At 37.4% G+C, this 25077-nt stretch carries 24 protein-coding genes and 7 pseudogenes; 16 read left to right on the top strand and 15 right to left on the bottom strand.

Annotated features, from left to right (window positions below):
- The first annotated feature begins 60 nt into the window (after positions 1-60).
- Entirely contained in the window at positions 61-393 is a 333-nt protein-coding gene (locus ACLKMH_RS20180) for a multicopper oxidase domain-containing protein (RefSeq protein WP_413699695.1), read from the top strand.
- A gap of 72 nt (positions 394-465) precedes the next feature.
- A pseudogene (locus tag ACLKMH_RS20185) lies at positions 466-1520 on the top strand (aldo/keto reductase).
- Between the two features lie 157 nt (positions 1521-1677).
- Here the strand turns inward: ACLKMH_RS20185 and ACLKMH_RS20190 are convergent.
- From ACLKMH_RS20190 to ACLKMH_RS20205, 4 genes are read right to left on the bottom strand one after another with little or no spacing between them, the layout of a single operon-like run.
- The gene (locus ACLKMH_RS20190) at positions 1678-1800 is read right to left on the bottom strand and encodes a hypothetical protein (RefSeq protein ID WP_413699696.1); all 123 of its coding nucleotides are present in this window, start codon (positions 1798-1800) and stop codon (positions 1678-1680) included.
- A complete protein-coding gene (locus ACLKMH_RS20195; protein ID WP_413699697.1) occupies positions 1787-2371 on the bottom strand; it encodes an alpha-isopropylmalate synthase regulatory domain-containing protein in 585 nt (194 codons plus the stop codon). The genes ACLKMH_RS20190 and ACLKMH_RS20195 overlap by 14 nt, the downstream gene beginning before the upstream one ends.
- 25 nt (positions 2372-2396) lie before the next feature.
- Positions 2397-2654: a hypothetical protein gene (locus ACLKMH_RS20200; RefSeq protein WP_413699698.1), complete on the bottom strand. Its 258-nt coding sequence runs from the start codon at positions 2652-2654 to the stop codon at positions 2397-2399.
- Entirely contained in the window at positions 2638-3429 is a 792-nt protein-coding gene (locus ACLKMH_RS20205) for a hypothetical protein (RefSeq protein WP_413699699.1), read from the bottom strand. Before ACLKMH_RS20205 ends, ACLKMH_RS20200 begins: the two co-directional genes overlap by 17 nt.
- A 260-nt stretch (positions 3430-3689) precedes the next feature.
- On the opposite strand from ACLKMH_RS20205, the gene ACLKMH_RS20210 reads away from it, so the two are divergent.
- From ACLKMH_RS20210 to ACLKMH_RS20220, 3 genes and pseudogenes are all read left to right on the top strand, one after another.
- Entirely contained in the window at positions 3690-4154 is a 465-nt protein-coding gene (locus ACLKMH_RS20210) for an Lrp/AsnC family transcriptional regulator (RefSeq protein ID WP_413702418.1), read from the top strand.
- A 93-nt stretch (positions 4155-4247) separates the two neighbouring features.
- Positions 4248-4806 (top strand): annotated as a pseudogene (locus tag ACLKMH_RS20215) (septation protein A).
- 10 nt (positions 4807-4816) lie between these two features.
- Positions 4817-5116 carry a YciI family protein gene (locus ACLKMH_RS20220; RefSeq protein WP_413699700.1) on the top strand — a complete coding sequence of 100 codons (300 nt, stop codon included), beginning with the start codon at positions 4817-4819 and terminating at the stop codon, positions 5114-5116.
- 120 nt (positions 5117-5236) lie between these two features.
- On the opposite strand, the gene ACLKMH_RS20225 is transcribed toward ACLKMH_RS20220, so the two are convergent.
- The 6 genes and pseudogenes from ACLKMH_RS20225 to djlA form a co-directional block, all read right to left on the bottom strand.
- Positions 5237-5830: a hypothetical protein gene (locus tag ACLKMH_RS20225; protein WP_413699701.1), complete on the bottom strand. Its 594-nt coding sequence runs from the start codon at positions 5828-5830 to the stop codon at positions 5237-5239.
- 9 nt (positions 5831-5839) lie between these two features.
- Positions 5840-6343 carry an OmpA family protein gene (locus tag ACLKMH_RS20230; protein ID WP_413702419.1) on the bottom strand — a complete coding sequence of 168 codons (504 nt, stop codon included), beginning with the start codon at positions 6341-6343 and terminating at the stop codon, positions 5840-5842.
- A pseudogene (locus tag ACLKMH_RS20235) lies at positions 6344-7689 on the bottom strand (substrate-binding domain-containing protein); the annotation flags it as partial.
- Positions 7690-7949: 260 nt separating this feature from the next.
- Positions 7950-8978, bottom strand: a complete 1029-nt coding sequence (gene dapD / locus ACLKMH_RS20240; protein ID WP_413699702.1) for a 2,3,4,5-tetrahydropyridine-2,6-dicarboxylate N-succinyltransferase — start codon at positions 8976-8978, stop codon at positions 7950-7952.
- Between the two features lie 91 nt (positions 8979-9069).
- Positions 9070-9594 (bottom strand): DUF2937 family protein, encoded by a 525-nt coding sequence (locus ACLKMH_RS20245; protein ID WP_413699703.1) that lies wholly within the window; start codon positions 9592-9594, stop codon positions 9070-9072.
- A 5-nt stretch (positions 9595-9599) separates the two neighbouring features.
- Positions 9600-10405, bottom strand: a pseudogene (gene djlA / locus ACLKMH_RS20250) (co-chaperone DjlA).
- 390 nt (positions 10406-10795) lie between these two features.
- Between djlA and lptD the strand changes: the two are divergent.
- The 5 genes from lptD to ACLKMH_RS20275 all read left to right on the top strand — a co-directional run bounded on the left by lptD (position 10796) and on the right by ACLKMH_RS20275 (position 16963).
- Entirely contained in the window at positions 10796-12952 is a 2157-nt protein-coding gene (gene lptD / locus ACLKMH_RS20255) for an LPS assembly protein LptD (protein ID WP_413699704.1), read from the top strand.
- Between the two features lie 75 nt (positions 12953-13027).
- Complete coding sequence (locus ACLKMH_RS20260) at positions 13028-14281, top strand: peptidylprolyl isomerase (RefSeq protein WP_413699705.1); 1254 nt, start codon at positions 13028-13030, stop codon at positions 14279-14281.
- A gap of 1 nt (position 14282) precedes the next feature.
- Positions 14283-15287 carry a 4-hydroxythreonine-4-phosphate dehydrogenase PdxA gene (gene pdxA, locus ACLKMH_RS20265; protein WP_413699706.1) on the top strand — a complete coding sequence of 335 codons (1005 nt, stop codon included), beginning with the start codon at positions 14283-14285 and terminating at the stop codon, positions 15285-15287.
- Positions 15288-15380: 93 nt separating this feature from the next.
- Positions 15381-16199 carry a 16S rRNA (adenine(1518)-N(6)/adenine(1519)-N(6))-dimethyltransferase RsmA gene (gene rsmA / locus ACLKMH_RS20270; protein ID WP_413699707.1) on the top strand — a complete coding sequence of 273 codons (819 nt, stop codon included), beginning with the start codon at positions 15381-15383 and terminating at the stop codon, positions 16197-16199.
- Between the two features lie 5 nt (positions 16200-16204).
- Positions 16205-16963, top strand: coding sequence for a symmetrical bis(5'-nucleosyl)-tetraphosphatase (locus ACLKMH_RS20275; RefSeq protein WP_413699708.1), 759 nt, complete (start codon positions 16205-16207; stop codon positions 16961-16963).
- Positions 16964-17095: 132 nt separating this feature from the next.
- Here ACLKMH_RS20275 and folA read toward each other — a convergent pair whose 3' ends face one another.
- Entirely contained in the window at positions 17096-17650 is a 555-nt protein-coding gene (gene folA / locus ACLKMH_RS20280; protein WP_413699709.1) for a type 3 dihydrofolate reductase, read from the bottom strand.
- Between the two features lie 101 nt (positions 17651-17751).
- Between folA and ACLKMH_RS20285 the strand changes: the two genes are divergently transcribed.
- A complete protein-coding gene (locus tag ACLKMH_RS20285) occupies positions 17752-18735 on the top strand; it encodes a DUF2333 family protein (RefSeq protein ID WP_413699710.1) in 984 nt (327 codons plus the stop codon).
- A complete protein-coding gene (locus tag ACLKMH_RS20290) occupies positions 18735-19139 on the top strand; it encodes a hypothetical protein (RefSeq protein WP_413702420.1) in 405 nt (134 codons plus the stop codon). The genes ACLKMH_RS20285 and ACLKMH_RS20290 overlap by 1 nt, the downstream gene beginning before the upstream one ends.
- 73 nt (positions 19140-19212) lie before the next feature.
- Here the strand turns inward: ACLKMH_RS20290 and ACLKMH_RS20295 are convergent.
- The 4 genes and pseudogenes from ACLKMH_RS20295 to ACLKMH_RS20310 form a co-directional block, all read right to left on the bottom strand.
- Positions 19213-19551 (bottom strand): annotated as a pseudogene (locus ACLKMH_RS20295) (PBPRA1643 family SWIM/SEC-C metal-binding motif protein).
- 149 nt (positions 19552-19700) lie between these two features.
- The gene (locus ACLKMH_RS20300) at positions 19701-20165 is read right to left on the bottom strand and encodes a threonine/serine exporter family protein (protein WP_413699711.1); all 465 of its coding nucleotides are present in this window, start codon (positions 20163-20165) and stop codon (positions 19701-19703) included.
- Positions 20165-20940 (bottom strand): annotated as a pseudogene (locus ACLKMH_RS20305) (threonine/serine ThrE exporter family protein). Before ACLKMH_RS20305 ends, ACLKMH_RS20300 begins: the two are co-directional and overlap by 1 nt.
- Before the next feature lie 132 nt (positions 20941-21072).
- On the bottom strand, positions 21073-21972 hold the full coding sequence (locus ACLKMH_RS20310; RefSeq protein WP_413702421.1) for a methylenetetrahydrofolate reductase: 900 nt from the start codon (positions 21970-21972) through the stop codon (positions 21073-21075).
- Between the two features lie 182 nt (positions 21973-22154).
- Between ACLKMH_RS20310 and rsmE the strand changes: the two genes are divergently transcribed.
- From rsmE to ruvX, 4 genes and pseudogenes are all read left to right on the top strand, one after another.
- Positions 22155-22883, top strand: coding sequence for a 16S rRNA (uracil(1498)-N(3))-methyltransferase (rsmE, locus tag ACLKMH_RS20315; RefSeq protein WP_413699712.1), 729 nt, complete (start codon positions 22155-22157; stop codon positions 22881-22883).
- Between the two features lie 10 nt (positions 22884-22893).
- A pseudogene (gene gshB / locus ACLKMH_RS20320) lies at positions 22894-23842 on the top strand (glutathione synthase).
- 156 nt (positions 23843-23998) lie between these two features.
- Positions 23999-24631, top strand: coding sequence for a YqgE/AlgH family protein (locus tag ACLKMH_RS20325; protein WP_413699713.1), 633 nt, complete (start codon positions 23999-24001; stop codon positions 24629-24631).
- The gene (gene ruvX, locus ACLKMH_RS20330) at positions 24628-25074 is read left to right on the top strand and encodes a Holliday junction resolvase RuvX (RefSeq protein WP_413699714.1); all 447 of its coding nucleotides are present in this window, start codon (positions 24628-24630) and stop codon (positions 25072-25074) included. Before ACLKMH_RS20325 ends, ruvX begins: the two co-directional genes overlap by 4 nt.
- Positions 25075-25077 lie beyond the last annotated feature (3 nt).

A 25077-nucleotide genomic window follows, 5' to 3' on the forward strand; every position in this document is an offset into this window, starting at 1 on the left:
GAATGGGAAGGCGCAATTACCCCTGCCGATAAGCAATTAAAGGGACAACATGATTTTTGGGTGATTAATAAGCGTGCCTGGGAAGGTATGGGCAAAAACAACATTCCAGCCCCCTTAGTAAAATTAGAACTTGGTAAAAGCTATATTTTTAAATTACGTAATGTGACTCAATACCACCACCCGATTCATTTACATGGTCATACTTGGACGGTACTAAGCTCTAATAAACGAAAAATTTTCCCTCAGGGATACCATACCGATACCGTGCTATTAGGCAAAAACGAAACCGTGACTGTGGCCTTTGTTGCCGATAATCCTGGCCGATGGATGTATCATTGTCATGTCATAGAACATATGAAAACTGGCTTAATGGGCTTCATTGAAGTAAGTTGATATTTTTTATAACATGAGAAGATTATAAAATTAAAACAGTAGCTTAACAAAAACCTAAATAACGAGGTAAATATGCAATTTTCTAGATTAGGCTCAAGTGGCTTATCCGTTTCACGTGTCTGTTTAGGCAGTATGACCTGGGGATTACAAAATAATCAGCAAGATGCCAATGAGCAAATTGACTATGCCTTATCTCAAGGTATTAATTTTATTGATACAGCAGAAATGTATGCTATTCCTCCTTCTCCCGATACCTACGGTAAAACAGAACAAATTATTGGCAATTATATCGCGACTAATCCACATAAACGCAAAGATTTTGTATTAGCGAGTAAAATAGCAGGTGCGGGGCTTGCTTGGGTTCGCGATGGTGGCCCGATCACGGGGCAAGCAGTGCTTGATGCCGTTGATGCTTCTCTAGCGCGTTTACAAACTGACTATATCGATCTTTTCCAATTGCATTGGCCGAATCGCACTACGCCTCATTTTGGCAAACATGCACCAGGTGCGTTTAATTTTACTGATATTGATAATGTACAACACACAGAGGAAATGCTTGAAATTCTACAGGCACTCGATAAATGCATTAAAGCAGGTAAAGTTAGATTTTGTGGTCTGAGTGATGATACTCCCTGGGGAATTAATACTTACTTAAAACTCAGTGAAAAGTATGATCTACCAAGAGTCGTATCAATCCAGAATGAATTTAACTTACTTCATACTAAAGATTGGCCATATCTGATTGAAAACTGTGTTCATGAAGATATCGCCTACTTACCTTGGTCTCCAATGGCGGCTGGGTATGTTAAGTGGTAAGTACTTAAATGGCGCACGTCCAGAGGGAAGTAGATTAACCTTTAGCCAACGAAATCGTTTATTCCGAGATACACCAACATCGGAGCTTGCGATTAAAGCTTATCAAGATGTGGCAATTGCGCATGGTATGACAGTGAGCACAACTAGCATTAAAATGGGTAGATCAAGTCAATGGTGTTACTTCTACTATTATTGGTGCTACTACTATGGATCAGTTAAAGGAAGATATAGAAGCCTTTAATGCTCCACTATCATCAAAAGCATTAACGGATATTGCATCTGTTTTAAAACAATATCCTGCGCCATTTTAGTTTTACGACTAGCTTCCGCCTAGAATCTACTCACCTCACAACTTGCTAAACTTTGCATCTTGAATGGTAACGGGTATATAACCACGCAAACAAAAAGCCCTATTAGTTAACTAATAGGGCTTCACTCCAATCAATCCAAAACAAGTAAACTCAATTATTAAGCTAAGCTTGCCACGGAATTTTTATTGCTCGTTGAAAATGGCACTGCACTTTTATGTAATGCATTTAACACAGCCTGCAAAGATGCACTGACAATATCTTCACACTTAGCTGCAGACACAGTAACGTGTACCTTGAATGCTTAATTGTACATAGGCAATCGCTTCAGCCTGTTCATTTTCAGCACCTAATTTATTTGGTAAAGCATGCTCATTATAATCAATTAACACAATATCATGGTTAATTGCTTCACTTAATCCTCTTACAAAGGCATCTAACACACCTTTACCTTCACCACGAATTGCAACCTTCTGTTGCTCAGCAGATAGCTCCGCCTGCAAAATATCTTTATGGCCATTACGATTAAGTTGATAGCTGTTAATTGCCACATTTTGCTCTGGTACTAAATAGGTTTCTGTAAATATTTCATGAATAATAACAGGTGATACTTCGCTTTCGCTTTCTTCAGCAACAGCTTGTACATAAGGGCTAAAATCAACCTGCATCCAACGTGGCATTTGAATGCCATAATCCTGTTCTAATACGTAAGCGACACCACCTTTACCAGACTGGCTATTAATACGAATAACCTGCTGATAAGTTCGCCCTAAATCTCGGGGGTCAATTGGAAGATAAGCGACTTCCCAGGCAGTTTCTGGATCAACAGAACGTTTTTCTTCATCAATCGCCATACATTTATTAATTGCGTCTTGATGGCTACCAGAAAAGGCGACAGAACACTAATTCGCCTGCATAGGCGTGTCTTGGGTGTACAGCAAGTTGAGTACAACGCTCTACGGTAGCGATAATTCTGTCCATATCGGCAAAATTTAATTTTGGATCAATACCTTGGCTATAAATATTCATGGCCATAGTAACAATATCCATATTCCCCGTGCGCTCTCCATTACCAAGTAATGTACCTTCGATTCGGTCTGCCCCAGCTAATACGCCTAATTCAGCGGTACGCAACACCACAACCTCTATCATTATGAGTATGTAAACTGATAGTAACTGCATCACGATAGCTAATATTATCGCAAATCCACTCTATTTGATCTGCATAGACATTCGGTGTAGAGACTTCTACCGTAGCCGGTAGATTAATAATTACTTTATTTTCAATCGTCGGTTGCCACACATCAATCACTGCATCACAGACTTCAACGGCATAATCCATTTCTGTGCCAGTAAAACTTTCAGGTGAATATTGAAATGACCATTTTGTTTCAGGTTGAGCGATAGCAAAATCGCGCACAAATTTAGCGCCCTCTACGGCAATCGCTTTGATTTCATCACGTGACTTTTTGAAAACTTGCTCACGTTGAACTTTAGAAGTCGAATTATAAAGATGAACAATGGCTTTTTTTGAACCTTTCAATGCTTCAAAGTCGCGTGCAATTAAAGGTTCTCTCGCCTGGGTTAACACTTGAATAGTGACATCATCAGGAATTAAATCCTGTTCGATTAATTGACGAACAAAATCAAAATCAGGTGCAGAGGCGACCGGAAAGCCAACTTCGATTTCTTTGAAACCAACGTCAACTAATAACTTAAACATATCTAACTTTTGACTTGGGCTCATTGGCTCAATCAGTGCTTGGTTACCATCGCGTAAATCAACACTACACCAAAGAGGCGCTTTATTAATAACTTCATTAGGCCAACGACGGTCTGCTTTTTGAATAGGCTGAAAAGCACGGTATTTGTTATGATTAAATTTTGTATTGTTATTAGCTTGATCTGACACGATTCACTTCCTTTAAGGCTTATTGAGAGGAGAAACGAATTAGCGAGTTGGCTCATCATTGTAAGAGTATTGCCACCCGTTTCCGGTTAGAAACTTCGCTCGCTATCCATGGTGCTACTATAGCTAAGATTTATGAGTGAATGGTTGCAAAGATCACTTTCATTAAGCACAATAAAGCAATAAATAACTAACCATGCATACAATAGTAGTTTTTAAAACTAAACAGGGGTTATATAGTGCAAGAAGTACTTCAAGATCCAATAAAATTGGACAGAACTGATAAAAAAATTTTGCAACTTATGCAAGCTAATGCGCGTATTAGTAATTTAGAACTTGCTGATAGCATTGGTTTATCTCCAACCCCCTGCTCACGTCGGGTTAAGCGACTTGAAGAATCTGGCATTATAGATAAACATGTCACTCTTTTGAAGCCTCAAGCTTTAGGACTAAACCTAACCGCTATGATAGGTATCACTATGGACAGACATACACCTGAACGCTTTGAAAACTTTGAAAAAGCGATCACCCAATTGCCAGAAGTTTTAGAGTGTTTAATTGTTACCGGACAATCCGCGGATTTCTTATTAAAAGTCGTAGTACGAGATATGCAACATTATGAACGTTTCTTACTTGGTCATATCACCCGGTTGGAGGGAGTCACAGGTGTACATTCTAGTTTTGTTTTACGAGAAGTAATGAAAAAAACAGAGCTACCCTTGGGTTAGGGTTTGGCAAACATTTTAGAATAGTATATTTTTAGACATAATATGTTACAGTAATTTGAATTATATAATCGACTTTCAACATAAGAGAATACAATGAAACAACTATTAGAATTTATCCCCTTAATTATCTTTTTTATTGTTTATAAAATGGTTGATATCTACGCGTACCACAGGGGCACTGATGATCGCAATGACCGTCACATTTATTTATAGTTATTTTAAAAATGGCAAAAAAGCTGAAAAAATGCAGATTATCACCCTTGCGATGATTTTAATTTTTGGCACCCTGACCCTAGTTTTACATAATGATGCCTTTATTAAATGGAAGGTAACCCTAGTTTATGCTGTTTTTGCAATTGGTTTATTAGTAACTCAGTTTGTATTCAAAAAACCCGCGATCAAACAAATGTTAGGTAAAGAATTAACATTGCCTGATCAAATCTGGAATAACTTAAATCTAGCTTGGGCAATATTTTTTGCCGTATTAGGTTTGCTTAATATCTACGTTGCCTTCAATTTATCTCAGGAAATTTGGGTTAACTTTAAGGTATTTGGTTTGTTAGGAGTCACTTTGGTATTTACCGCTTTAAGTGGTTTGTACCTTTATAAACACTTACCTACCACGGATAAATCTGAAGAAGAATCAAAATAAAGAGGATAATATGTTATACGTTATTTTTTCACAGGATATTGAAAATAGTTTGCCATTACGTCTTGAAGCTCGTCCTGCGCATATAGCTCGCTTGCAGGAGTTGAATGAACAAGGTCGTTTATTGGTTGCAGGACCAATGCCGGCAGTTGATAGTAACGAGCCCGGTGAAGCGGGGTTTACTGGTTCAACAGTGATAGCCGAGTTTGATTCTTTATTAGAGGCTCAACAATGGGCTGATGCCGACCCTTATATTGAAGCTGGTGTATATGCATCAGTCATTGTAAAACCATTCAAGCAAGCTTTACCTTAAACAAACAGAGCCAGTTAAATACTGGCTTTTTCTTTGCAAAGTAAGCAGGTCAAGCGCTTGTTTGCTTGATGCGATCTGCAGAATGAGTATGCTCACTACCAGTAAATAATTTCTGAGCTTTTAATTGTTGTAGCGGAGATAATTCGCTGTATAAAAGCGTATCAACATCAATTGAATCTCCATCGGGAACACAGTGACTTGCCCTTCTCTTAAATAATAGAAGCAGTTTAAATATTGTTTTTCTGTTTCCGCTAATTTACTTAACGACTCTCTGGTATGAGATTTTTTATGTCTTGATTGAAAATCAGCAAATTGAATCACAAGATCCACTTTTGCCTTTCTTTTCTGGGCATTAGCTTCAGAGAATAAGCTTTTACTGACCTGTTGTGCCTTATTGATTAGCCTTTTGAAAATAATAGCTTCAACGGGTGGTAATGCCATAAATAACTCCGCCAATAATTGCGGAGAGAGGAATAGAGCCTTTTGTGACGCTTTATCTGACAAATAAAAGCGTACAAGAGGTAAACATTTGTTACCTAAAAAAAGTTCGATATCGACATTCTTCACTGCTATTGCATTTAACAGTTGTGTTGGTGGTACTTTTAAAAGATGCCATGATGCAATCAAGTTTTGATTAACTTCTAAAAATTCTTGCTCACTAAAACTAGTAAACACATGTATTAATGCTTCTTTGTTTTTTAGTAAAATATTCATATTATTTTCCTAATAGACCCAAACTTCAACACGACGATTTTTACTTCTTCCCGCGACCGTTTCATTTGATGCAATCGGCAATTCAGCGCCAAAACCTTCTACTGCAGTAATGGTTAACCCATATGCATTAAGCTCTTTTTCGAGCAAGCCTGCTCGTAATAATGATATTCTCACATTCATCTCAGGATCACCTAAAGAATCAGAGAAGCCCATTAATACAACCCGCCTTCCTCTATGTCTCGATAAATACTCAGCTAAACGTTTAATATCAACTTTAGCTTTATTATCAAATTCATTACTACCACTTTGAAAGTGGAAGTTTACCGATAAACGACTTGCCACTTCTGCATATTGATTATATTTTTCTGGCGCATTGATAACTTTATAGGTTTCTTCTAATTGTATATTCTGAGAAACAAAACCAATTTGGTCAACAACATTCTGCCCATCTATTGAAACAATGTAGCGGCTAAAATCCAATGCCATGGCATTGCCATAGGCAGGCACATACATATATAAGCGTCGAGATAATATATAATCTTCAGTGCTTGTTGTAAAACGTGTTGGATGAATCACCGCACTATCATAGGTTGCTGAAATCGCTAATGCCTTAGCATTATTAACATATGGTAAGCTGATAAATCCAATGCCAGCTATATCCTGTGCTACCTGAGTCGAAAGATCACTACTTGATTCATAACGTTGACTATTTTTATTTAGCTGTCGAAAGTTTGCCTTGAGCACTAAACTATTAAAAGTATCCCAGGTACCTGAATGATTATCACGAGCATATAAATTAATCTCCAAATCATTACCACCAACTTCCGACCAATTAACAATTTCCCCTGAAAAATCTTCGCTAAATCGGCATTGCTTAGGCTTTTTACCGGATTATCTTTATGAACAATGATTGCTAAGCTATCTAAACCGATAACATATTCTTGGTTCGGTGAAGATAAATCGCCTTTAGTTAGACGCAAAGCTTCTATTTCATCTTCTTTTATTTTACGTGATGACATGCCCATATCAGCTGTATCGGCAAGCAAATCCTCAAAACCAGTACTAGAACCGTGTGCATGTAACTGAATTGCATACACTTGATCATTCTGTACATATTGCAACTCTCGCTCTGCAGACGCGTCCTCTTTTACAACCCATTTCATATTAGTCACGGATTTAGAAAGTAGATAGGACTCTAATAAAGCAGGCGCTAATTTTTCACCAATAGTGTTTGAACCATGTAAACGTAGTGTAACGGTACGCTCATCACTTGGTAATTGAATATTAGTTTTCTTAACCACTGGCGCAATCAAAACAGCTGGCTCAGATACCTCTTCAATTGGAGATTCTTCTACTACCTGTGCCTGTTCAATCTGTTCAACCTCAATTTTTTGTTCAACAGCTTCAACAATCGGAGCCTCTATTTGCGGCTCACTAACAAGGGGTTGAGCTACTTCTTTATTACCGACACTGATATTAAGGTAACCACTCTGCCAGCTAACAAAACCAGCAACTAAAATAATCAATAGTAATGATATTAAAATAATAGAAAAAGGTGATTTTTTCGTTTCTCTATTAACGGGTGTTTCAATAGATTCTTCAACGGGCTCTGTCGTTTCTATTTTAATATAAACCGACATTTGTTTTAATTCTGTGACAAGATCATTAAGCTCTTGTGTGCCCAAGCCATCTAATTCCGACAAAACTGTTAAACGATATTCTTTATCTGACACCATTTTATCTAGGGATATTTGAATGTTTAGTTCGGCATCTGCAATTGTTTTAAGTGCTAAAAGTTGCTTTTTATATTCAGGGTTAATTATCAACTTTTCATTGGTTGTGCTTTCTTGAACAGACATCTGTATCCCTAGCAATAGTTATTTTATTCCGTTATTGGCACTATTCTACTTTTTATTTTCACAGTTCGACCGACAACTGTCAACAACGTAATGATGATTTTATAATGGCAAAAGCATGATTGTAAAAAGAAAATAACAATATAATATAAAAAAGCATTCTTTTATATCTGTTAATTCCTAAAAGAGAGGCGTAAATAATAGATGTTTAGAAGACAACAGAGATAAAGGCGACGTAAATGTCGCCTTTTAATATGATGTGCTTAGTTAGAGTGTAACATGCTGTTTAATTCAACTGCACTTTTGTTTGCTAGACATTCAATTTGACCCGTCATTGAATTACGACGGAATAAAAGATCATCTTTATTCGCTAATTCTCGTGCTTTAGCAAAACCTGCATCATTACCTTCATTATCAAGTAATTTCACTTTTGAACCTGCAGTAACATATAAACCAGACTCAATAGTACAACGACTTCCCAATGGAATACCTAAACCAGCATTAGCGCCTAATAGGCTGTTTTCACCGATTTTAATGACCATTTTACCACCGCCACTCAGTGTTCCCATGATAGATGCACCACCACCAATATCAGAACCTTCGCCTACCATAACACCCGCAGAAATACGCCCTTCAACCATGCTAACACCAGTTGTTCCGGCATTGAAGTTAATAAAACCTTCATGCATTACAGTTGTACCCTCACCAACATGAGCACCTAAACGAACACGTGATGTATCTGCAATACGAACGCCTGCTGGTACAACGTAATCAACCATTTTAGGAAATTTATCAACACAATCAACAGTGATAGTTTCGCCTTTTAAGCGAGCTTCAATTTGACGATCAGCCAATTCAGGTAAATCAATCGCACCTTTATTTGTCCAAGCGATATTATGTAATACACCAAAGATGCCATCTAATACCAAACCATGTGGTTGTACCAAACGGTGAGAGATAAGTTGTAATTTAAGGTAACCTTCAGAGACTGTCGCTGGTGCTTCATCGGTTGCTAAAATAGTTAGCACAAGCGGTTGTGTTGATTTGGTTGCCGCTGTTGCAAAATCAGCATTAGCTGTTTCATTAACACCATTAAAGGTCGCACTTAATTGTTCAGCAAGGGTCGCAGTCACTTCAAATGTCGCATTTCCACCTTCGTATCCAACAAGGGCACCAATCACAGCAACTAGGTCTTCACTTGGGTTTAAAAGCGGATTAGGGAAAAAAGCTTCAATAATTTTTTGATCGCGGTTTTTAGTGGCTGTACCAAAAGCTAGGGCAAAGGTAGACATGAATTAAGCTCCAATAATATATAATCTAAAATAAAGCGATATCATAATGAAGTAAACGAAGATATAAAGCGATAAATGCAAATCTGACTAATTAATTAGCTCCTGTTGCCGTTTTATGACGAATTGAGCGAAATAGAATGGGAAATAAAAGAAATATGCACTCTAAAGATAATGTACTTATTGTTGCAATAATGAGCCCAAAGATAATCGCTTCACTGCTCAAAACGATATTTGCTTGGTAGTTATTTTTAGTTTCATTAAACAAAGGCTGGTTAATTTGGGTCATTAGAAAAAAGTAACGTTTAAAAGCGACTTGCTTAAGGCGTGTTTTTTGCTCACTTAAAAAGTCAGTTCGTTTTATCAAAGCTTCAATAATACTGGCTTCTGCTTTAAAAAGAGCAACATCACTTTTATTATGATGTGTTAAAACCGCACTTAAATCTCCCTCAAATAACCTGTCTGCTAATTGTTGATATTGTTTCAACTGCATCTTTGATTCTTGAAAATGGGCATCTAAACGTGTTTCATAAAGATGCGAGAAGCTTGGCACTTGCAACCCTATTAACAAGGTCAAAGCAAAAATGACCTTTAAGCTATAGCGTTGCAATAAAGCCAAAAACACTACTTAAATCCGCGATCTTTACGTAGGGTTTCATAGGCTTTTTGAATATCCTGTGCTTTTTCCTTAGCAAGGTTCATCATCTCTTCTGGTAACCCTTTTGATGCTAATTTGTCAGGATGGTTTTGACTCATCAATTTACGGTAAGCACGTTTGATCTCTTTATCCGTTGCACTTTCTTCAACACCCAAAATTTTATAGGCATCATCTGTACTAGCCTGTTGCTGTTGTTGCTGTTGACCTTGATGAAAATGTTGTTGTCCCTCGATCATCTGCAATAAACGATCTAATTCAAAGCGTGAAAAACCAAGTTGCTCAGCAATGGTATAAAGAATCGATTTTTCTTTATCATCAATTCGTCCATCTGCAAAAGCCACTTGTACCTGAATGCCAAGAAACATTTGTAATACGTTACGGTCTCCACGCACCATATCCTTAAATTCAATCAAGGTATCATGTAACGGAAAATCAGGGCTTTTACCAACGGCAAAAGCACTTTGTGCCAATGTACGAGCTTCAGCCTGCAAACGCATTTGATCCATATAAGCATTAGCAACTTGAATATCTGTTTGTGTAATTTGGCCCTTCGCTTTGGCAATATGCCCCATCACAGAAAATGTAGCATTAAAGAATATTTTTTGTCTTTCTTGACTAGACACACTATTGCCAAACAATCCGTTTTGAATATTGAAATTAATAGCACGTGCGCGGTCAAATCGATGGCCTAACCAAATTCCCAATAACATGCCAAAGATATTGCCAAACATATACCCAAAAAACCACCTAATATTTTTCCCCAAGAGCGCATAAACATTCTAACCTTTGCATGTAATAAATTATTTTTACTATTTTGACCAAGTATCCACTAATTTACCAATTTTTTAGCTTAAATTAAAAAAATTAATCAAAAACAACGTTCAAAGCTTGGAGCACGAGATCGTTTGCTGATATTCTTAGCTTTTTATCTGCCTAGCGTATTCATAATTCTCGGTACTGATTCTAGGCAATTTTTTGTGAGCAATAAATGTTAAAAAAACTTTCATGGTTACTACTTCTACAACCAGTAGTAAATGGCTATGCAGAGCAGAAAGCCAAAATAGTTCAGAAGATACAGCAATAGAGCTAAGTGAAGAACAAGTGATTGCACCACGTTCTCAGAAAGATTTTTTCGTCAATGTTATATTCGTGTCCCCCCATTGTGCCAAATACACAAACTCAACCCGATGAACAAATCCCTGTTAATATTGATGCATTATTTGTTTCAGGGTCAAAAAGTAAATTAATCTATCAGGATGAAGTAAATTTAACTCAGGGAGATAAATTCCTTTCCGCAGATAAGATGACTTATTATATAGATGAAGAACATGCACTTGCTGAGGGTAACGTTAATTTTATTAATGGTTCTGTAACACTTAATGCAAGTGATGCCGAGGCAAACCTAAACAGTTCAGAAAAAACACTTTATGATGTTGAGTATCAATTCCATGGGCAAGGTGGTCGCGGTAGCGCTAATAAAGCTTACGATAACGGTGCAGAGTTATTTGAACTAAACTCGTCAACTTATACTGCTTGTCCTCCTGAGGATACAACCTGGACGCTCGACGCAACTACTATTTATATTGATAAAGCGAATGATGTCGGTAGTGCTTATAATGCCGTCTTACGTATTAAAGATGTGCCTGTCTTTTATTTTCCTTATATTACCTACCCCCTCAGTGATAAACGTAAAACAGGGTTACTTTTCCCGAGTTACGCTTACTCAGATACCGACGGGTTATCAATGACCCAACCTTTATATATTAATATCGCACCTAATATGGATGCAACCATAACGCCAACTTACATTCAAAATCGAGGCACCCAGTTTGCCGGTGAATATCGTTATTTATTTGATATAGGTAGCGGTAATATTCAAGGTGAATATTTAGATGATGATAAAATCCGTGGCTATGATCGCTACCTTTATCATTGGGATCACAGTGCGACTTTCGCACAAAATTGGAACTTTGAAGCACGTTATAATGAAGTCAGCGATGATTATTATTTTACTGATATTGATACCCCCTTTGGTGATAGAAGCGATAATCAACTACTACAAACTGCATCACTAAGTTATCGCCAAGAGAACTGGAACAGTGAACTTGAAGTACGTGAATTCCAAGTATTAGGTAGTGATGATACTCCCCATAAAGTATTGCCTAAATTAGCATTTAATTATTATCGACCTCTCAACTGGCGAAGCCTTCAGTTTGCCTTATATTCTGAGGTTTCTAAATTTGAACATGCCGATGATGACGTTTATACCGGCACTCGTGTGCATTTTGAACCTAAAATTTCATTACCGCTTTATTACAATTCTTTATTCGTGAATACTGAATTAAAGTACATGCTCAGTTATTATCAGCAAAGTCTCCCCGATGAAGACAAAGAAGATTGGTATTCATATTTAGAAGAAAGTGAAGCACGTTACTTGCCTTCCTTCAAAATCCACTCGGGCATTAACTTTGAAAGAGACTTTACCTTTTTAAATAACCAATACAAACAAACCTTAGTGCCACAAATTCAGTATTTATATGTGCCCTACAGAGACCAATCTGCAATCGGTACCTACGATACCGATAATTTACAGCAGGATTATTATGGCTTATTCCGTGATAATCGTTATTCCGGTTTTGACCGTATTGCCGACGCAAATCAAATCACTCTTGGTGTTTCAAGCGACTTCTTGAATAGCCGAGGCAAGGAAAAAATGCGACTTGCCGTTGGTCAAAATTATTATTTAGAAGCATCAAAAACATTACTGCCAGATAGCACCTCAGAGCTAACCAGCGAGTCTCGTTCATCAATGATTGCAGAATTTGATTTAAACTTTGAAAACAACTACTTTTTCCATGCAGGTATTGAGTGGGATAACGATAACAATATTATTGAGCAGGGAAATACCACACTTGAAAAACGCTGGTTATATAATACCTTTGCACAGTTAAATTATCGTTATATAGCCGTCGATGATGAAGATGATAATGAATTTTTAGTTAATCAATTAGGCACAAAAATAAATTGGCCTATCAATAATCAGTGGACCGCATTTGCAAGTTACTATCATGATATTGAGTATAATCGATCTTATGAAAGTATTGTTGGTTTGAAATACCAATCCTGTTGTTGGTCACTCGGTTTCACTTACGATAACCACATGTTAGCCTATTATGATGATATAGAGGATATCGATGAAAATGTAGAAACCGAACAAACTATTAGTATAAATTTTGAATTAATGGGGCTTGGTGGTGTCGGATTTAATTCAGTTGATCAAGGATTGTTCGATTATGGTCGACCTTTCTATTTACAATAACGGAAATAAAATGAAACTTTTGAATAAACTATTTTTACCCTTTATTTGTGCGAGCATTTATTGCACCACAGACTATTGCGACGAGAACAAGGACAATCAATTGACAAAATTGAAGCCGTCGTAAATCAAGAGATTATCCTCAGTAGTGATGTGGCACGCCTAAAGCGTGAAATCATTAGTAGATATAATAAAAAGGGACAAACCTTACCTCCTGAAAATGAATTTATAAAACAAGTTCTTGATAAACTAATAACAGATCGCCTACAACTACAAATTGCAGACAGAATTGGTATGCGTATTAGTGACGCACAGTTGGATCAAACTATTCAACAAATTGTCGCCGATGATGGTTTGACCATTACACAATTAGTCGAGAAACTAGAAAACCGAGGTGATAGCTACGAAGCCTATAAGGATTCTATTCGAAATGAACTGACCATCAATGAAATAAGACAAATACAAGTTCGTCGACGCATCAATATTACAGATCAAGAAATACAGCAAATGGTAGAACGTTTGTCAGAACAAGGCGAAAAAACAACTCAATTTCGTTTTGCTCATATCATGCTTAAAGCAGAAAAAGGTGCCGATGCAAGTGAGCAACGTGAAGCCGTGGATGATTTAGCAGATAAAATTAAACAGGGTGCCAATATACAAAATCTTGCTATCGCTTATTCAGAGGGCCCTAAAGCGACCGAAGGTGGTGATTGGGGATGGCGTACAGAAGAAGAAATCCCAACCTTATTTGCAGATGTGTTTGACACTATCAATACAAAAAAAGGTGACGTCATTGGTCCGTTCCGCACTAATTTAGGTGTTCACCTTATTCAAGTATTAGATAAAAAAGGCGATGAAAATGTTATGACCGTTGAAGTAAAAGCTCGTCATATTCTCATTAAATCTAATATTATTTTAAGTGATGATAAAGCTCAAAGCCTACTAGCAAATTATCGTAAAGATATTTTATCTGGTACTAAAACCTTTGCAAAAATAGCAGAGGAAAACTCCCAAGACCCAGGCTCTGCAGTGAAAGGCGGTGATTTAGGCTGGGCGGATCCAAATATGTATGTGCCTGAATTTAGAGATCTTTCGCTTTCTTTACCAATAGGTGAAATCAGTCAACCTTTCCGCACAGCACATGGTTGGCACCTTTTACAGGTCATGGATAAACGTGAGTCTGATACCACTGAAAGCGCAACCAAACAAAAAGCCTATGGCATTTTATTCAACCAGCGTTTCCCTGCTGAAGTATACGCATGGATGAATGAAATTCGTCAAGAAGCCTATATTAAAATTAATAACCCTGATTACGTATTAGATGATGAATAATATGGATACTAATAAAACAGTTACCCCTATTATTGTTACTGCGGGTGAGCCCAGTGGCATAGGTGCCGATATTATTCTGCAATTAGCTAATCAGGAATGGTCTGTACCACTAGTAATTTGTTGTGATAAACAATTATTAGCATCGCGTATCAAATTACTCAATTTAGATATACAGTTAATTGATTACGATAATGCAATTGCACTACAAAGTTCTAAAATTGGCCAGTTAACTGTTGCGCATATGCCACTTAATACGCCTTCTGAGCCAGGAAAGCTGAATAAAGATAATGCTCAATATGTGCTCGATACCTTAAGTTTTGCAAACAAGGGCTGTTTATCAGGACAATTTTCTGCCGTGGTAACCGCCCCTGTACACAAAGGGATTATCAACGATGCCGGCATCAGTTTTAGCGACCATACCGAATTTTTTGCCGAGCAATCAAATACCGATTTAGTAGTGATGATGTTAGCAACAACAGGCTTGCGTGTTGCGTTAGTAACAACTCACTTACCATTGAAAGATATCTCCGCCGCAATTACTGAGCAACGATTAACCAGTATCACCAAGATATTAAATAAGTCATTACAAGTTAATTACGGTATTGCTAGTCCACGTATTTACGTCTGCGGATTAAATCCACATGCAGGTGAAGGTGGACATATGGGCCGAGAAGAAATAGAAGTAATTGAACCTACACTGGAAATCTTACGCCAGCAAGGGATCAATCTTATAGGCCCACTTCCCGCGGATACCCTTTTTCAAGAAAAATACTTGGATCAAGCAGATGTTGTTTTAGCAATGTATCATGATCAGGGGTTGCCCGTGTTAAAATACAAAGGGTTTGGAAAAGCTGTCAATATTACACTGGGCCTTCCTTACATCCGGACGTCAGTTGATCATGGTACTGCACTTGATTTAGCGGCAACCGGTAAAGCTGATGCAGGTAGTTTAGTATGCGCAGTTAATGAAGCAATCGTTATGACTTTAAGCCAAAATAACAAATAAAAAGTACCACTCAATATAGACCATTAACCTAAGTCTTTGACTAAGCTTTAATGGCAACCTACTGAGTAAGCTGAATTTAAATATAGAGAAACTATGAATAACAAAACACACTTAGGCCATACAGCGCGTAAACGCTTTGGACAAAACTTTTTACACGATGATTATATTATTGACTCTATTGTGGCGGCTATCGCACCACAGGCAGAGGATAACATTGTAGAAATTGGCCCAGGTCTCGGTGCATTAACAGAACCCGTGGCCAGTAAAGTGAATATATTGAATGTAGTAGAGCTTGATAGAGATCTCGCTGAACGCTTACAAAACCACCCAACATTAGGCAAAAAACTGAATATCACTCAGGCCGATGCAATGCAGTTTGACTTCGGGCAATTAGCCAGCGAAGAAAATCAATTACGTGTGTTTGGTAACCTACCCTACAATATTTCTACACCACTTATGTTTCATCTATTTGAGTTTGCTACCAAAATAAAAGATATGCACTTCATGTTACAAAAAGAAGTGGTTAACCGACTTTGTGCCGGCCCTAACTGTAAAGCCTATGGACGCTTAACCGTGATGGCACAATACTACTGTAAAGTCATTCCTGTACTAGAAGTGCCTCCCACTGCCTTTATTCCTGCCCCTAAGGTAGATTCAGCAGTAGTTCGCTTAGAGCCCTATGATGTGCCACCTTTTGTTGCCAAAAGCATAAAAACCTTAAATCAAGTTTGTTCGATGGCTTTTAATCAACGCCGTAAAACGATACGAAATGGTTTACGTGAGTTATTAGATGTTGAAGAGTTACAAACATTACAAGTTGATCATACAAAACGTGCTGAAAATATCACTATTGAGGAATATGTTCGTCTTGCAAATTATGTGTTTGACAGAAAACAAAACGAGGCACAATAAGCTCAATGGCAACTTATATTGTTGGTGATATCCAAGGCTGTTGTGATGAATTACAGGCATTATTAAAATCAGTTGATTTCAATACAACGCAGGATGAACTTTGGATAACAGGTGATCTGGTTGCACGTGGCCCTAAATCCCTTGAAACATTGCGCTTTGTGAAAAGCCTAGGTAAAAGTGCCAAGGTTATCCTAGGTAATCATGACTTACATTTATTAGCAATTTGGCAAGGCATTCACCACCCTAAAGAAGCTGATAAATTAGGCCCCTTATTAGAGGCTCCTGATTGCGATAATTTGCTAAATTGGTTGCGTTTGCAACCTTTATTTTTACGTCATCCTGAATTTGATTTTGTAATGGTACATGCTGGCATTTCGCCACAATGGACGATCAAGCAAGCAGAACAACTTGCTGTAGAAATAGAAAGCCAATTACAAGGTAAGAAATTTAAAAAAGTTTTACAAAGAATGTATGGTAATCATCCAAGTAGTTGGTCTGAAACTCTAGATGGTACAGAACGATTACGTTTTATTATTAATGCCTTTACCCGTATGCGTTATTGTTTTGCAGATGGTTCATTAGAATTTAAAAATAAGCGTAGCCCAGAACAAACCGATAGTAATATTATGAAGCCATGGTTTGATATTGAAGGACGAGATACCAGTAGTCCTATCCTCTTCGGCCATTGGGTCGCGCTATTAGGTAAAGTCAATCAGGAAGGTTTATACGCATTAGATACAGGTTGTGTGTGGGAAACAGTTTGACCATGATACGCTGGCAGGACAAACAAAAGTTCTCATTTGCTTGTCCAATCAAGAGCCAATAAATTACTCATTTGGGCTAGTACTATAGCTACAACAAAAAAGGCAAAATCTTAGATTGCCTTTTTCTGTTTATTAAACCCGATCTAAAGTAACAAACTGATAATTATGAGGATTTTTTTCGTCTTTCAAATGGGCAACCCGTTGTGTTTCATGCCACTCTGACATTGCCATAAAATCAGGAAACTGAGTATCACCTTCTGTTTTTAAATCAATAAAGGTAAGGTACAAGCGATCCGCCTGAGCTAAATATTGCTCATAAATCGTTGCACCGCCAATGATCATTACTTCATCAACGTCACCAGCCACTTGCTTGACTTGATCTATTGTCTGTACACATTTCACGCCTTCAATTTGTAAGTTTATATCACGCGTTAATACGATGTTTAGACGTCCAGGTAAAGGGCGACCAATTGATTGATAGGTTTTTCTCCCCATAACTACCGGCTTTCCAAGCGTTGTAGCTTTGAAAAATTGTAGGTCAGCAGGCAAATGCCAAGGCATTTTATTATCTAAGCCAATAATACGATCATCAGCCATTGCCGCAATCATTGAAATTTTCATGTTATTCCTCGGATTTTTATCTTCATTTAGCACAAGATTATCAAATAAATAGTTTAAATGATGCATAAAGTTTTAAGCAGGTTATTATTAGAGTCTGTTGATCTGTAAAACATTGAAAGGTAAAGATCAACAAGCCTTAAACTCTGTGATTAAAATGGAAATGAATTATGAAAAAATTAATTATCACCTTACTGCCTTTATTAACAGTTATTATTTTCATACTTTCAATATGGTGGGGTTGGATGCCTAGTGCATATGATGTCAGAGCTAAAACCGTTGAGACAGCTAAAATAAATAACCATGAAATCGTATCGGGTTATACAATCACGTCTACTTTGATCGATATTAGTGAATGGTTAACCGATAAGTCTGGTGGTTTTCTTACAAATGATATTACACCACCAGGTGTTTTAATGGATAACATGCCAGCCTTTGAATATGGCGTACTTGAGCAAACTCGTGATTTAGCCTTAGCAATGCGACTAGGCTTCAGCCGTTCACAATCGCAATCTACCGGTGATAAAGATTTAGAAATCGCACAAAGTAAACTAAATATTTCTCACACAAGTTGGCAATTACCGAGTGCAGAGAATGAGTATGGTGATGCCATAGCCGCATTTAAACGTTACCGTAGTCGATTAGTTTCACCTAATGCCACCGAAGCCCAGTTTTATACACGCGCCGATAATTTAGCGGACTGGTTACGTGAAGTTGAAAAACGTTTAGGGTCAATTTCACAACGTTTAAGTGCCAGCGTAGGCAACGATAGATTTAATACTGAATTGGCAGGTGATCCAACAGCTAAACAATCAACACAAACAGCAAATGAAGTGGTAGATAAAACGTCATGGTGGAAAATTGATGATGTTTTTTATGAAAGTCGAGGTGCGACTTGGGCTATCTTACATTTCTTAAAAGCCGTTGAAATTGACTTTGCAGATGTACTTGAAAAGAAAAATGCTAAAGCCAGTTTAAAACAAATAATTCGAGATTTAGAATCAACGCAGGAAGCAATCTGGGCGCCGATGGTTTTAAATGGTAGTGGTTTTGGTTTAGTTGCTAATCATTCACTGGTGATGGCAAACTATATATCCCGTGCTAATGCGACCTTGATTGACCTACGTAGTTTATTAGAAACTAGGGGTAAATGATGAAAGGAGCAGGTGGAACATCGGGCGGAATAGGTACCTTTTTTATTGGTTTAGTGATGATGATTGGTGGGTTTTATCTATTATTAAATGCGATTTCAGTGACCTCTAATTTTGGTTTTAGTCGCCAACTGTATCGACTTTCAAGTATGGGCGGATATTCAATAACCAGTGGAATGGTCATGATCCCCTTCATCTTTGGTATTGGTTTGGTTTTTTATAATAGTCGCAGCATCATTGGCTGGATATTAACCTTAGGCGCTATCACAGCACTTGTTTTTGGTGTGATATCTTCTATTCATTTTAGCTTTAGAAGCATGACAGCCTTTGATTTAATTGTTATTTTAGTGCTAGCGGTCGGTGGAATAGGTTTAGTATTAAAATCATTAAAAGCGGTTGGGGATTAACGCCTAGTTTAGGATATCTAAAGAAGACCAAACGAATTAGTTTTGTCTTCTTTATTATCTATTTAACCACAGCCTACTTACCGCAGACATTTTTTATATTTTTGACCACTACCGCAGGAGCAGGGATCATTTCGCTTTGGTTTTTTCTCAAAAGTTGTTGTTGTTGGTTTATTTAAATAACCTTCAAGCGCGATGATATTTTCCTCTACTAAATCATTAACCTCAATATCAGCAAATAAATCATGTGTTTTTAATATCGCTTCAATTTCTAACTTTCGAGCTTCAGTCTGCACTGATAAAATGAACGGAGACTCTTTAGTGCCGGCCTTGACAGCACGTTTAGTATTAAAACCATAACTTGAATGTTTTGGTTTTTTCTCTTTTTTCCCTTAAAGAAAAATTTATCTGACATAGTTTGTTCCTTAAAATTTTTAATCGTTAAGACCAAGCTAAGCGATTAGTATTTCTTTTGCATTTATTTCAAAAAAAATACCATTAAGAAACCTTAATGGTATTTTTAACAATATACTTTTAGATACTTCTAAAATTAATGAGCGCAGTTTATACGATCGGTCTGCCTCGGTAAATTAATATCGAAGGTAAGGCTAATCCTAGACTCAATGCTCCTAAAATAAACAGGGTCTTAAGACCATTTTCTGCGACTATTTGCATTATTTCGACACTGTAACCTGCCGTATTAATTTCAACCAAACCAATAACCGTTGTAAATGCAAAGCTACCTGGGATCATAGGAATAACAGAGGCAACGGTAAATACCGGGCGTGGAATTAAACGTTTACGCGACCAGTATAAACCAACAAAGCCCATTGAACTTGATGCAATCAGTGTTGCCCATTCAATATGAAAACCAAAATTCATCAATAAAAATCTAAGGCTATGAGCAAAGGCACCGCCAATTGCGCAGTATATCAGCATTTTTTTAGGTACATTAAACACCATTGCAAAACCAACCGCAGGTACAGATGCAAATAAAGCATCAATAATAAATAATTTAAACAATTCCATTAATTCAACCACCCTGATACACCAGTTAAGGTCATTGACCCAACAATACCGATAGCTACACTGGTTGTTAATAAGCTTGCAAAGACCCAACGTGCAATACCCGCGCTAATGTGCCCTTTTAACATATCAGAAACGGCATTTATCAAAGGAAACCCCGGCACTAATAATAATACTGAAGCGCCCATTGCAATTTGAGGGTTTTCACCAAGTTCCAACATAACCCCAAAGCTCGAAATTGTTGTAGCAACAAAAGCAGCTAAAGCAAAATTGACAAAGGGATTATGGTGGCGATGCGCTAATTCTTGACGAAGGATCATTGCACCTGCCGAGGCGAAAAAGGTAGTAAAATAGACAGGCCAATCACCACCAAAAAATGGCTAAAACTCGCGCAGGAAAAACCTATCATCACCACAACTAGCCAGCGATTATACTTATAGGGGGTTAAACGATTTAAACGTTCTTTTACCTGAGATGTATCAAGTAATTGTTTTTCAAGCATAATACAAATACGCAGAACATCACAAACCATCTGCATATTAATACCACGGTCATAACAACGGCGGGTTGTTGTCACACAGTGGCCATCAAACAAACTGGTGATCACAATGGCATCAGAGCTAACAGAAAGCTCAATACTTTGGGCACCGAGTGCGACACCAATTCTTTGAGTTGTTTGTTCTACTAGCCTACTTTCAGCGCCATGCTGATGTAAAATTTGTCCCGCCTTAACTGCGATACGGGTTAACTCAGTTTGTTCTTCGTGACTTAAACTCATGAAATATTTTTCCTCCATTGAAAAATATGATCATAAGTAACTAACTAGAGAATTCTTTGTTATTTATCAGTAAAACAGAGATATTATCTAAATTATAAACTCACGAAGTAAAGGCTGTTCCGGCTTCGATATTTATAATTGTGATTCAGCTAATTTTAAATCCAGTGTTGCTTTGAGTAGTTTAAATAACAGAATAGCGACATCAATTTCTTCTTTACGATTAGTTAAACTTTCGATATTCAACCCTAGCGGAATATCTAGCGGTAAACATGCCTGTAATATCTGCTCAAAATTATTACGGTTGATTAAAAGTGACTCTTTTAGTGGGTTTTCAGCCTCTAAAATACGTAACTTGGTCGCTTCTGGTACAGAAATGCCCAACCATTCAATAAACTCTAAGGTCTTTGCACTACCACAGGGTGAAAAAGTCAACACAATACGTTTCGGTTTAATGCCATCTTTTTTACATTGCAAGGCGTAACGAGTTAATAAATCAATGGTTGCTTGGGCATTATAAACAGCCTGTGAAATGAAGAAATCACATCCACGTTCAACTTTATTACTTAATCGAATATGTTCATCACCTTTACTAACATGACGCTCGGCAATGGTGACACCACCCAAATGAAAATCTAAACTGTGCTCATTTAATACTTTATAGGCATTATTTAAAGATAATTTAATTTCACCGTCAGCTGATGGACTTCCTACCAGCACAATATCTCTCACGGAAAACTGATGCCATGCATCTTTCAACCAAGCTGAAAAATCAGCTTCATCTCGTTGTGATACACTTTTATAGGTGATTACTGGTTTATGGCATTTATCATGTAATAACTTTGAATATAATCTTGAATCATGAGTATATTTAAAAGGGAAAGGTCTTGGTTTATCAATACGTGATGTTTCATCTTGAATGTCATAAACGATTAAACCATCATAATCAATTTCTTGTAAACGATGTAGTAACTTATCTGCAATCCCTGAAACCAGCTCAATATCTGTGTCTTGTTTTGGTGGCGTAGTACCAATGAAATAAACACCCTGTTTAGGGTCACCCGACTTGCTTTTAAAATTGACTCAGACATACATTTTTCCTAAAAATAATTAAGATTAAATTGTCGCATAGATATGTACTAATTAATAATTAGTTTTCAACAAACTATTCGCGTTATACTAACCTTTTGTAATTAACTTTCTACAGTGCAAAGACTATGCGACAACCAAGATTTTATGATCCACAACCCTTAACCATCAATACCACTATTAAACTAGGTAATGACGCGACGCAACATATTAACGTGTTGCGCCTTAAAGCAAATACTGCCATTACTCTATTTAACGGACAAGGTGGAGAGTTTGAAGCAACATTAGTTGATGTTCAAAAGCGTAGTTGTGAAGTTAAAATTGAAAACTTTATTGAAACCTCAAATGAAAGCCCACTACATTTGCATTTAGGACAAGTGATTTCGCGAGGTGATCGTATGGAATTTGTTATTCAAAAAGCGGTAGAATTAGGCGTCAATGAAATCACTCCGCTTATCAGTGAACGCTGCGGGGTTAAAATTAACCCAGAAAGAATGGCTAAAAAGCAACAACAATGGCAAAAAATAGCAATCTCTGCCTGTGAGCAATCAGGTCGAAATATCGTGCCTACTATTCATATGACAGAAACCTTAATTGATTGGTGCTCAACGGACAATGATGCAGTAAAACTAACCTTGCATCCACGCGCTAAATATTCAATTAACACCTTGCCAGAAAATATTAACAATATTGCTTTACTAATTGGCCCTGAGGGTGGTTTTAGCGACCAAGAAGTATCACTCACTGAAACACTTAATTTCACAGAAACCTTGCTCGGGCCTCGTATATTACGTACTGAAACAGCGACTTTGACCGCAATTACTGCATTACAATGTCGCTTTGGCGATTTAGCTTAAAGGATAAAAGATGACCATTAAAATCGGGATCGTAATGGATCCAATTAAAGACGTAAAAATTCACAAAGACTCTAGCTTTGCTATGTTGCTAGAAGCGCAAGCGCGTGGCTGGGAACTTTATTATATGGAGATGAAAGATCTCTATTTAGAAGACGGGCGTAGCTATGCCACCTCTAAAAAATTAACAGTACAACGAGTAGAGGGTGACTTCTATCATCTTGAACCAGCAACGGATCATCCCTTAGCAGATTTAGATGCCGTATTAATGCGCAAAGATCCGCCCTTCGACACTGAATTTGTTTATGCAACATACCTATTAGAGCGTGCTGAAGATGAAGGTCTGCTTGATCGTAAACAAACCACAAAGTTTACGTGATGCAAACGAAAAACTATTCACAGCTTGGTTCAGCGAATTTACCCCAACCACTTTAGTGACACGTCGTAGTGACAAAATACGCGAATTTCATGCAAAACATAAAGATGTCATTTTAAAACCACTAGATGGCATGGGTGGTGCGTCTATTTTTCGTGTTAAAGAAAAAGATCCTAATTTAGGTGTTATTATTGAGACACTAACAGAGCATGAAACACGTTTCTGTATGGCACAAGCCTTTATTCCTGATATAAAATCGGGCGACAAACGTATTTTAATTGTTGATGGCGAACCAATGCCATATTCCCTTGCTCGTATACCGGCAAAGGGCGAAACTCGTGGTAATCTGGCGGCTGGCGGTCGTGGTGTTGCACAACCACTTTCAGAATCTGATTGGCATATTGCTAATACCATTGGCCCAAAACTAAAAGAAAAAGGTCTTATATTTGTAGGACTTGATGTTATTGGTGACAAAGTTACTGAAATTAATGTAACTAGCCCAACCTGTATTCAAGAAATTGATAACGCATACGGTACAAACATTGCCGGTAAACTAATGGACGCAATCGAAAAGCGCATTAGTTAACAAGCATAATTATTTTTACACAATAACAGCATGATTAACTTTTAGTACATATTGTAATGTAAGATATACTTAAGATTATGATATGTACTTAAATGCAAAAAATAGATTTATTACGGTTGGTATTCTAAGCGCTCACTTTTTAAAGAAGAGGTTCATATGAATAAAAATATAAACATTAACTCTGAACATCAAGCAAATGAAGTGTGTGTGGAAAATGTGCAAACAGAAGTTGTGAGCACCCTTAAAAATCACTTCTTAATTGCAATGCCAACATTAACCGATCCCTATTTTAAAAAGTCAGTTGTTTATTTATGTGAACATGATGAACAAGGTGCAATGGGGTTTATTATTAATTTTCCTGTTAAGTTGACCTTGCAAGAACTACTCAGTAACGTTGAAAGTATTCAGCACCAACCAGAGCCACCATTAACTGGATCGGTTTTTCTTGGTGGGCCACTTGAGCTTGAACGCGGTTTTGTTTTACATAGCCCCTTAAAAGATAACTCTCAAAGTACGGCTCTCAATGAACAATTGCTTATGTCAAATTCCAATACGGTTTTATCTACTCTAGGAACTGACAGTGAGCCTGAAAAATATATGGTGACATTAGGTTACGCAAGCTGGAGTTCTGGACAATTAGAACAGGAAATGAATGATAACCACTGGCTAACCATAGAAAGTGAAAACGATATTATTTTTAATATACCTGCAGAACAACGTTGGAGTGCTTCCTTAGAGCGTTTAGGCATTACACCAGAACAATTAACCACATCGGCAGGACATGCATGACAAGCAACTTAACTGATAATAATATCACAGCACAAAGTTTACTCGGTTTTGATTTTGGCACTAAAAGTATTGGCGTCGCAACCGGACAAATGATCACAGCAACGGCACAGCCATTAAATGCAATCAAAGCAAATGATGGTATTCCTAATTGGGAGATTGTCGAAAAAGTAATTAAAGAATGGCAACCTGATTTAGTTGTCGTTGGCTTACCCTTAAATATGGATGGTAGCGAACAAGCTATCACGAAACGAGCTAAAAAATTTGCTAATAGACTTAATGGACGCTTCGGCGTAAAGACAGCATTACAGGATGAAAGACTTACCACTGCCAGTGCTAAAGAGTTTATTTTTGACCGAGGTGGCTATAAAGCCTTAGATAAAGGCAAAGTAGACAGCGTTTCCGCTGCCTTAATATTAGAAAGTTGGATGGAAAGTAACTTCTAGCAA

Source organism: Psychromonas sp. KJ10-10 (assembly GCF_047323245.1).
In the GTDB taxonomy this organism is placed as follows: domain Bacteria; phylum Pseudomonadota; class Gammaproteobacteria; order Enterobacterales; family Psychromonadaceae; genus Psychromonas.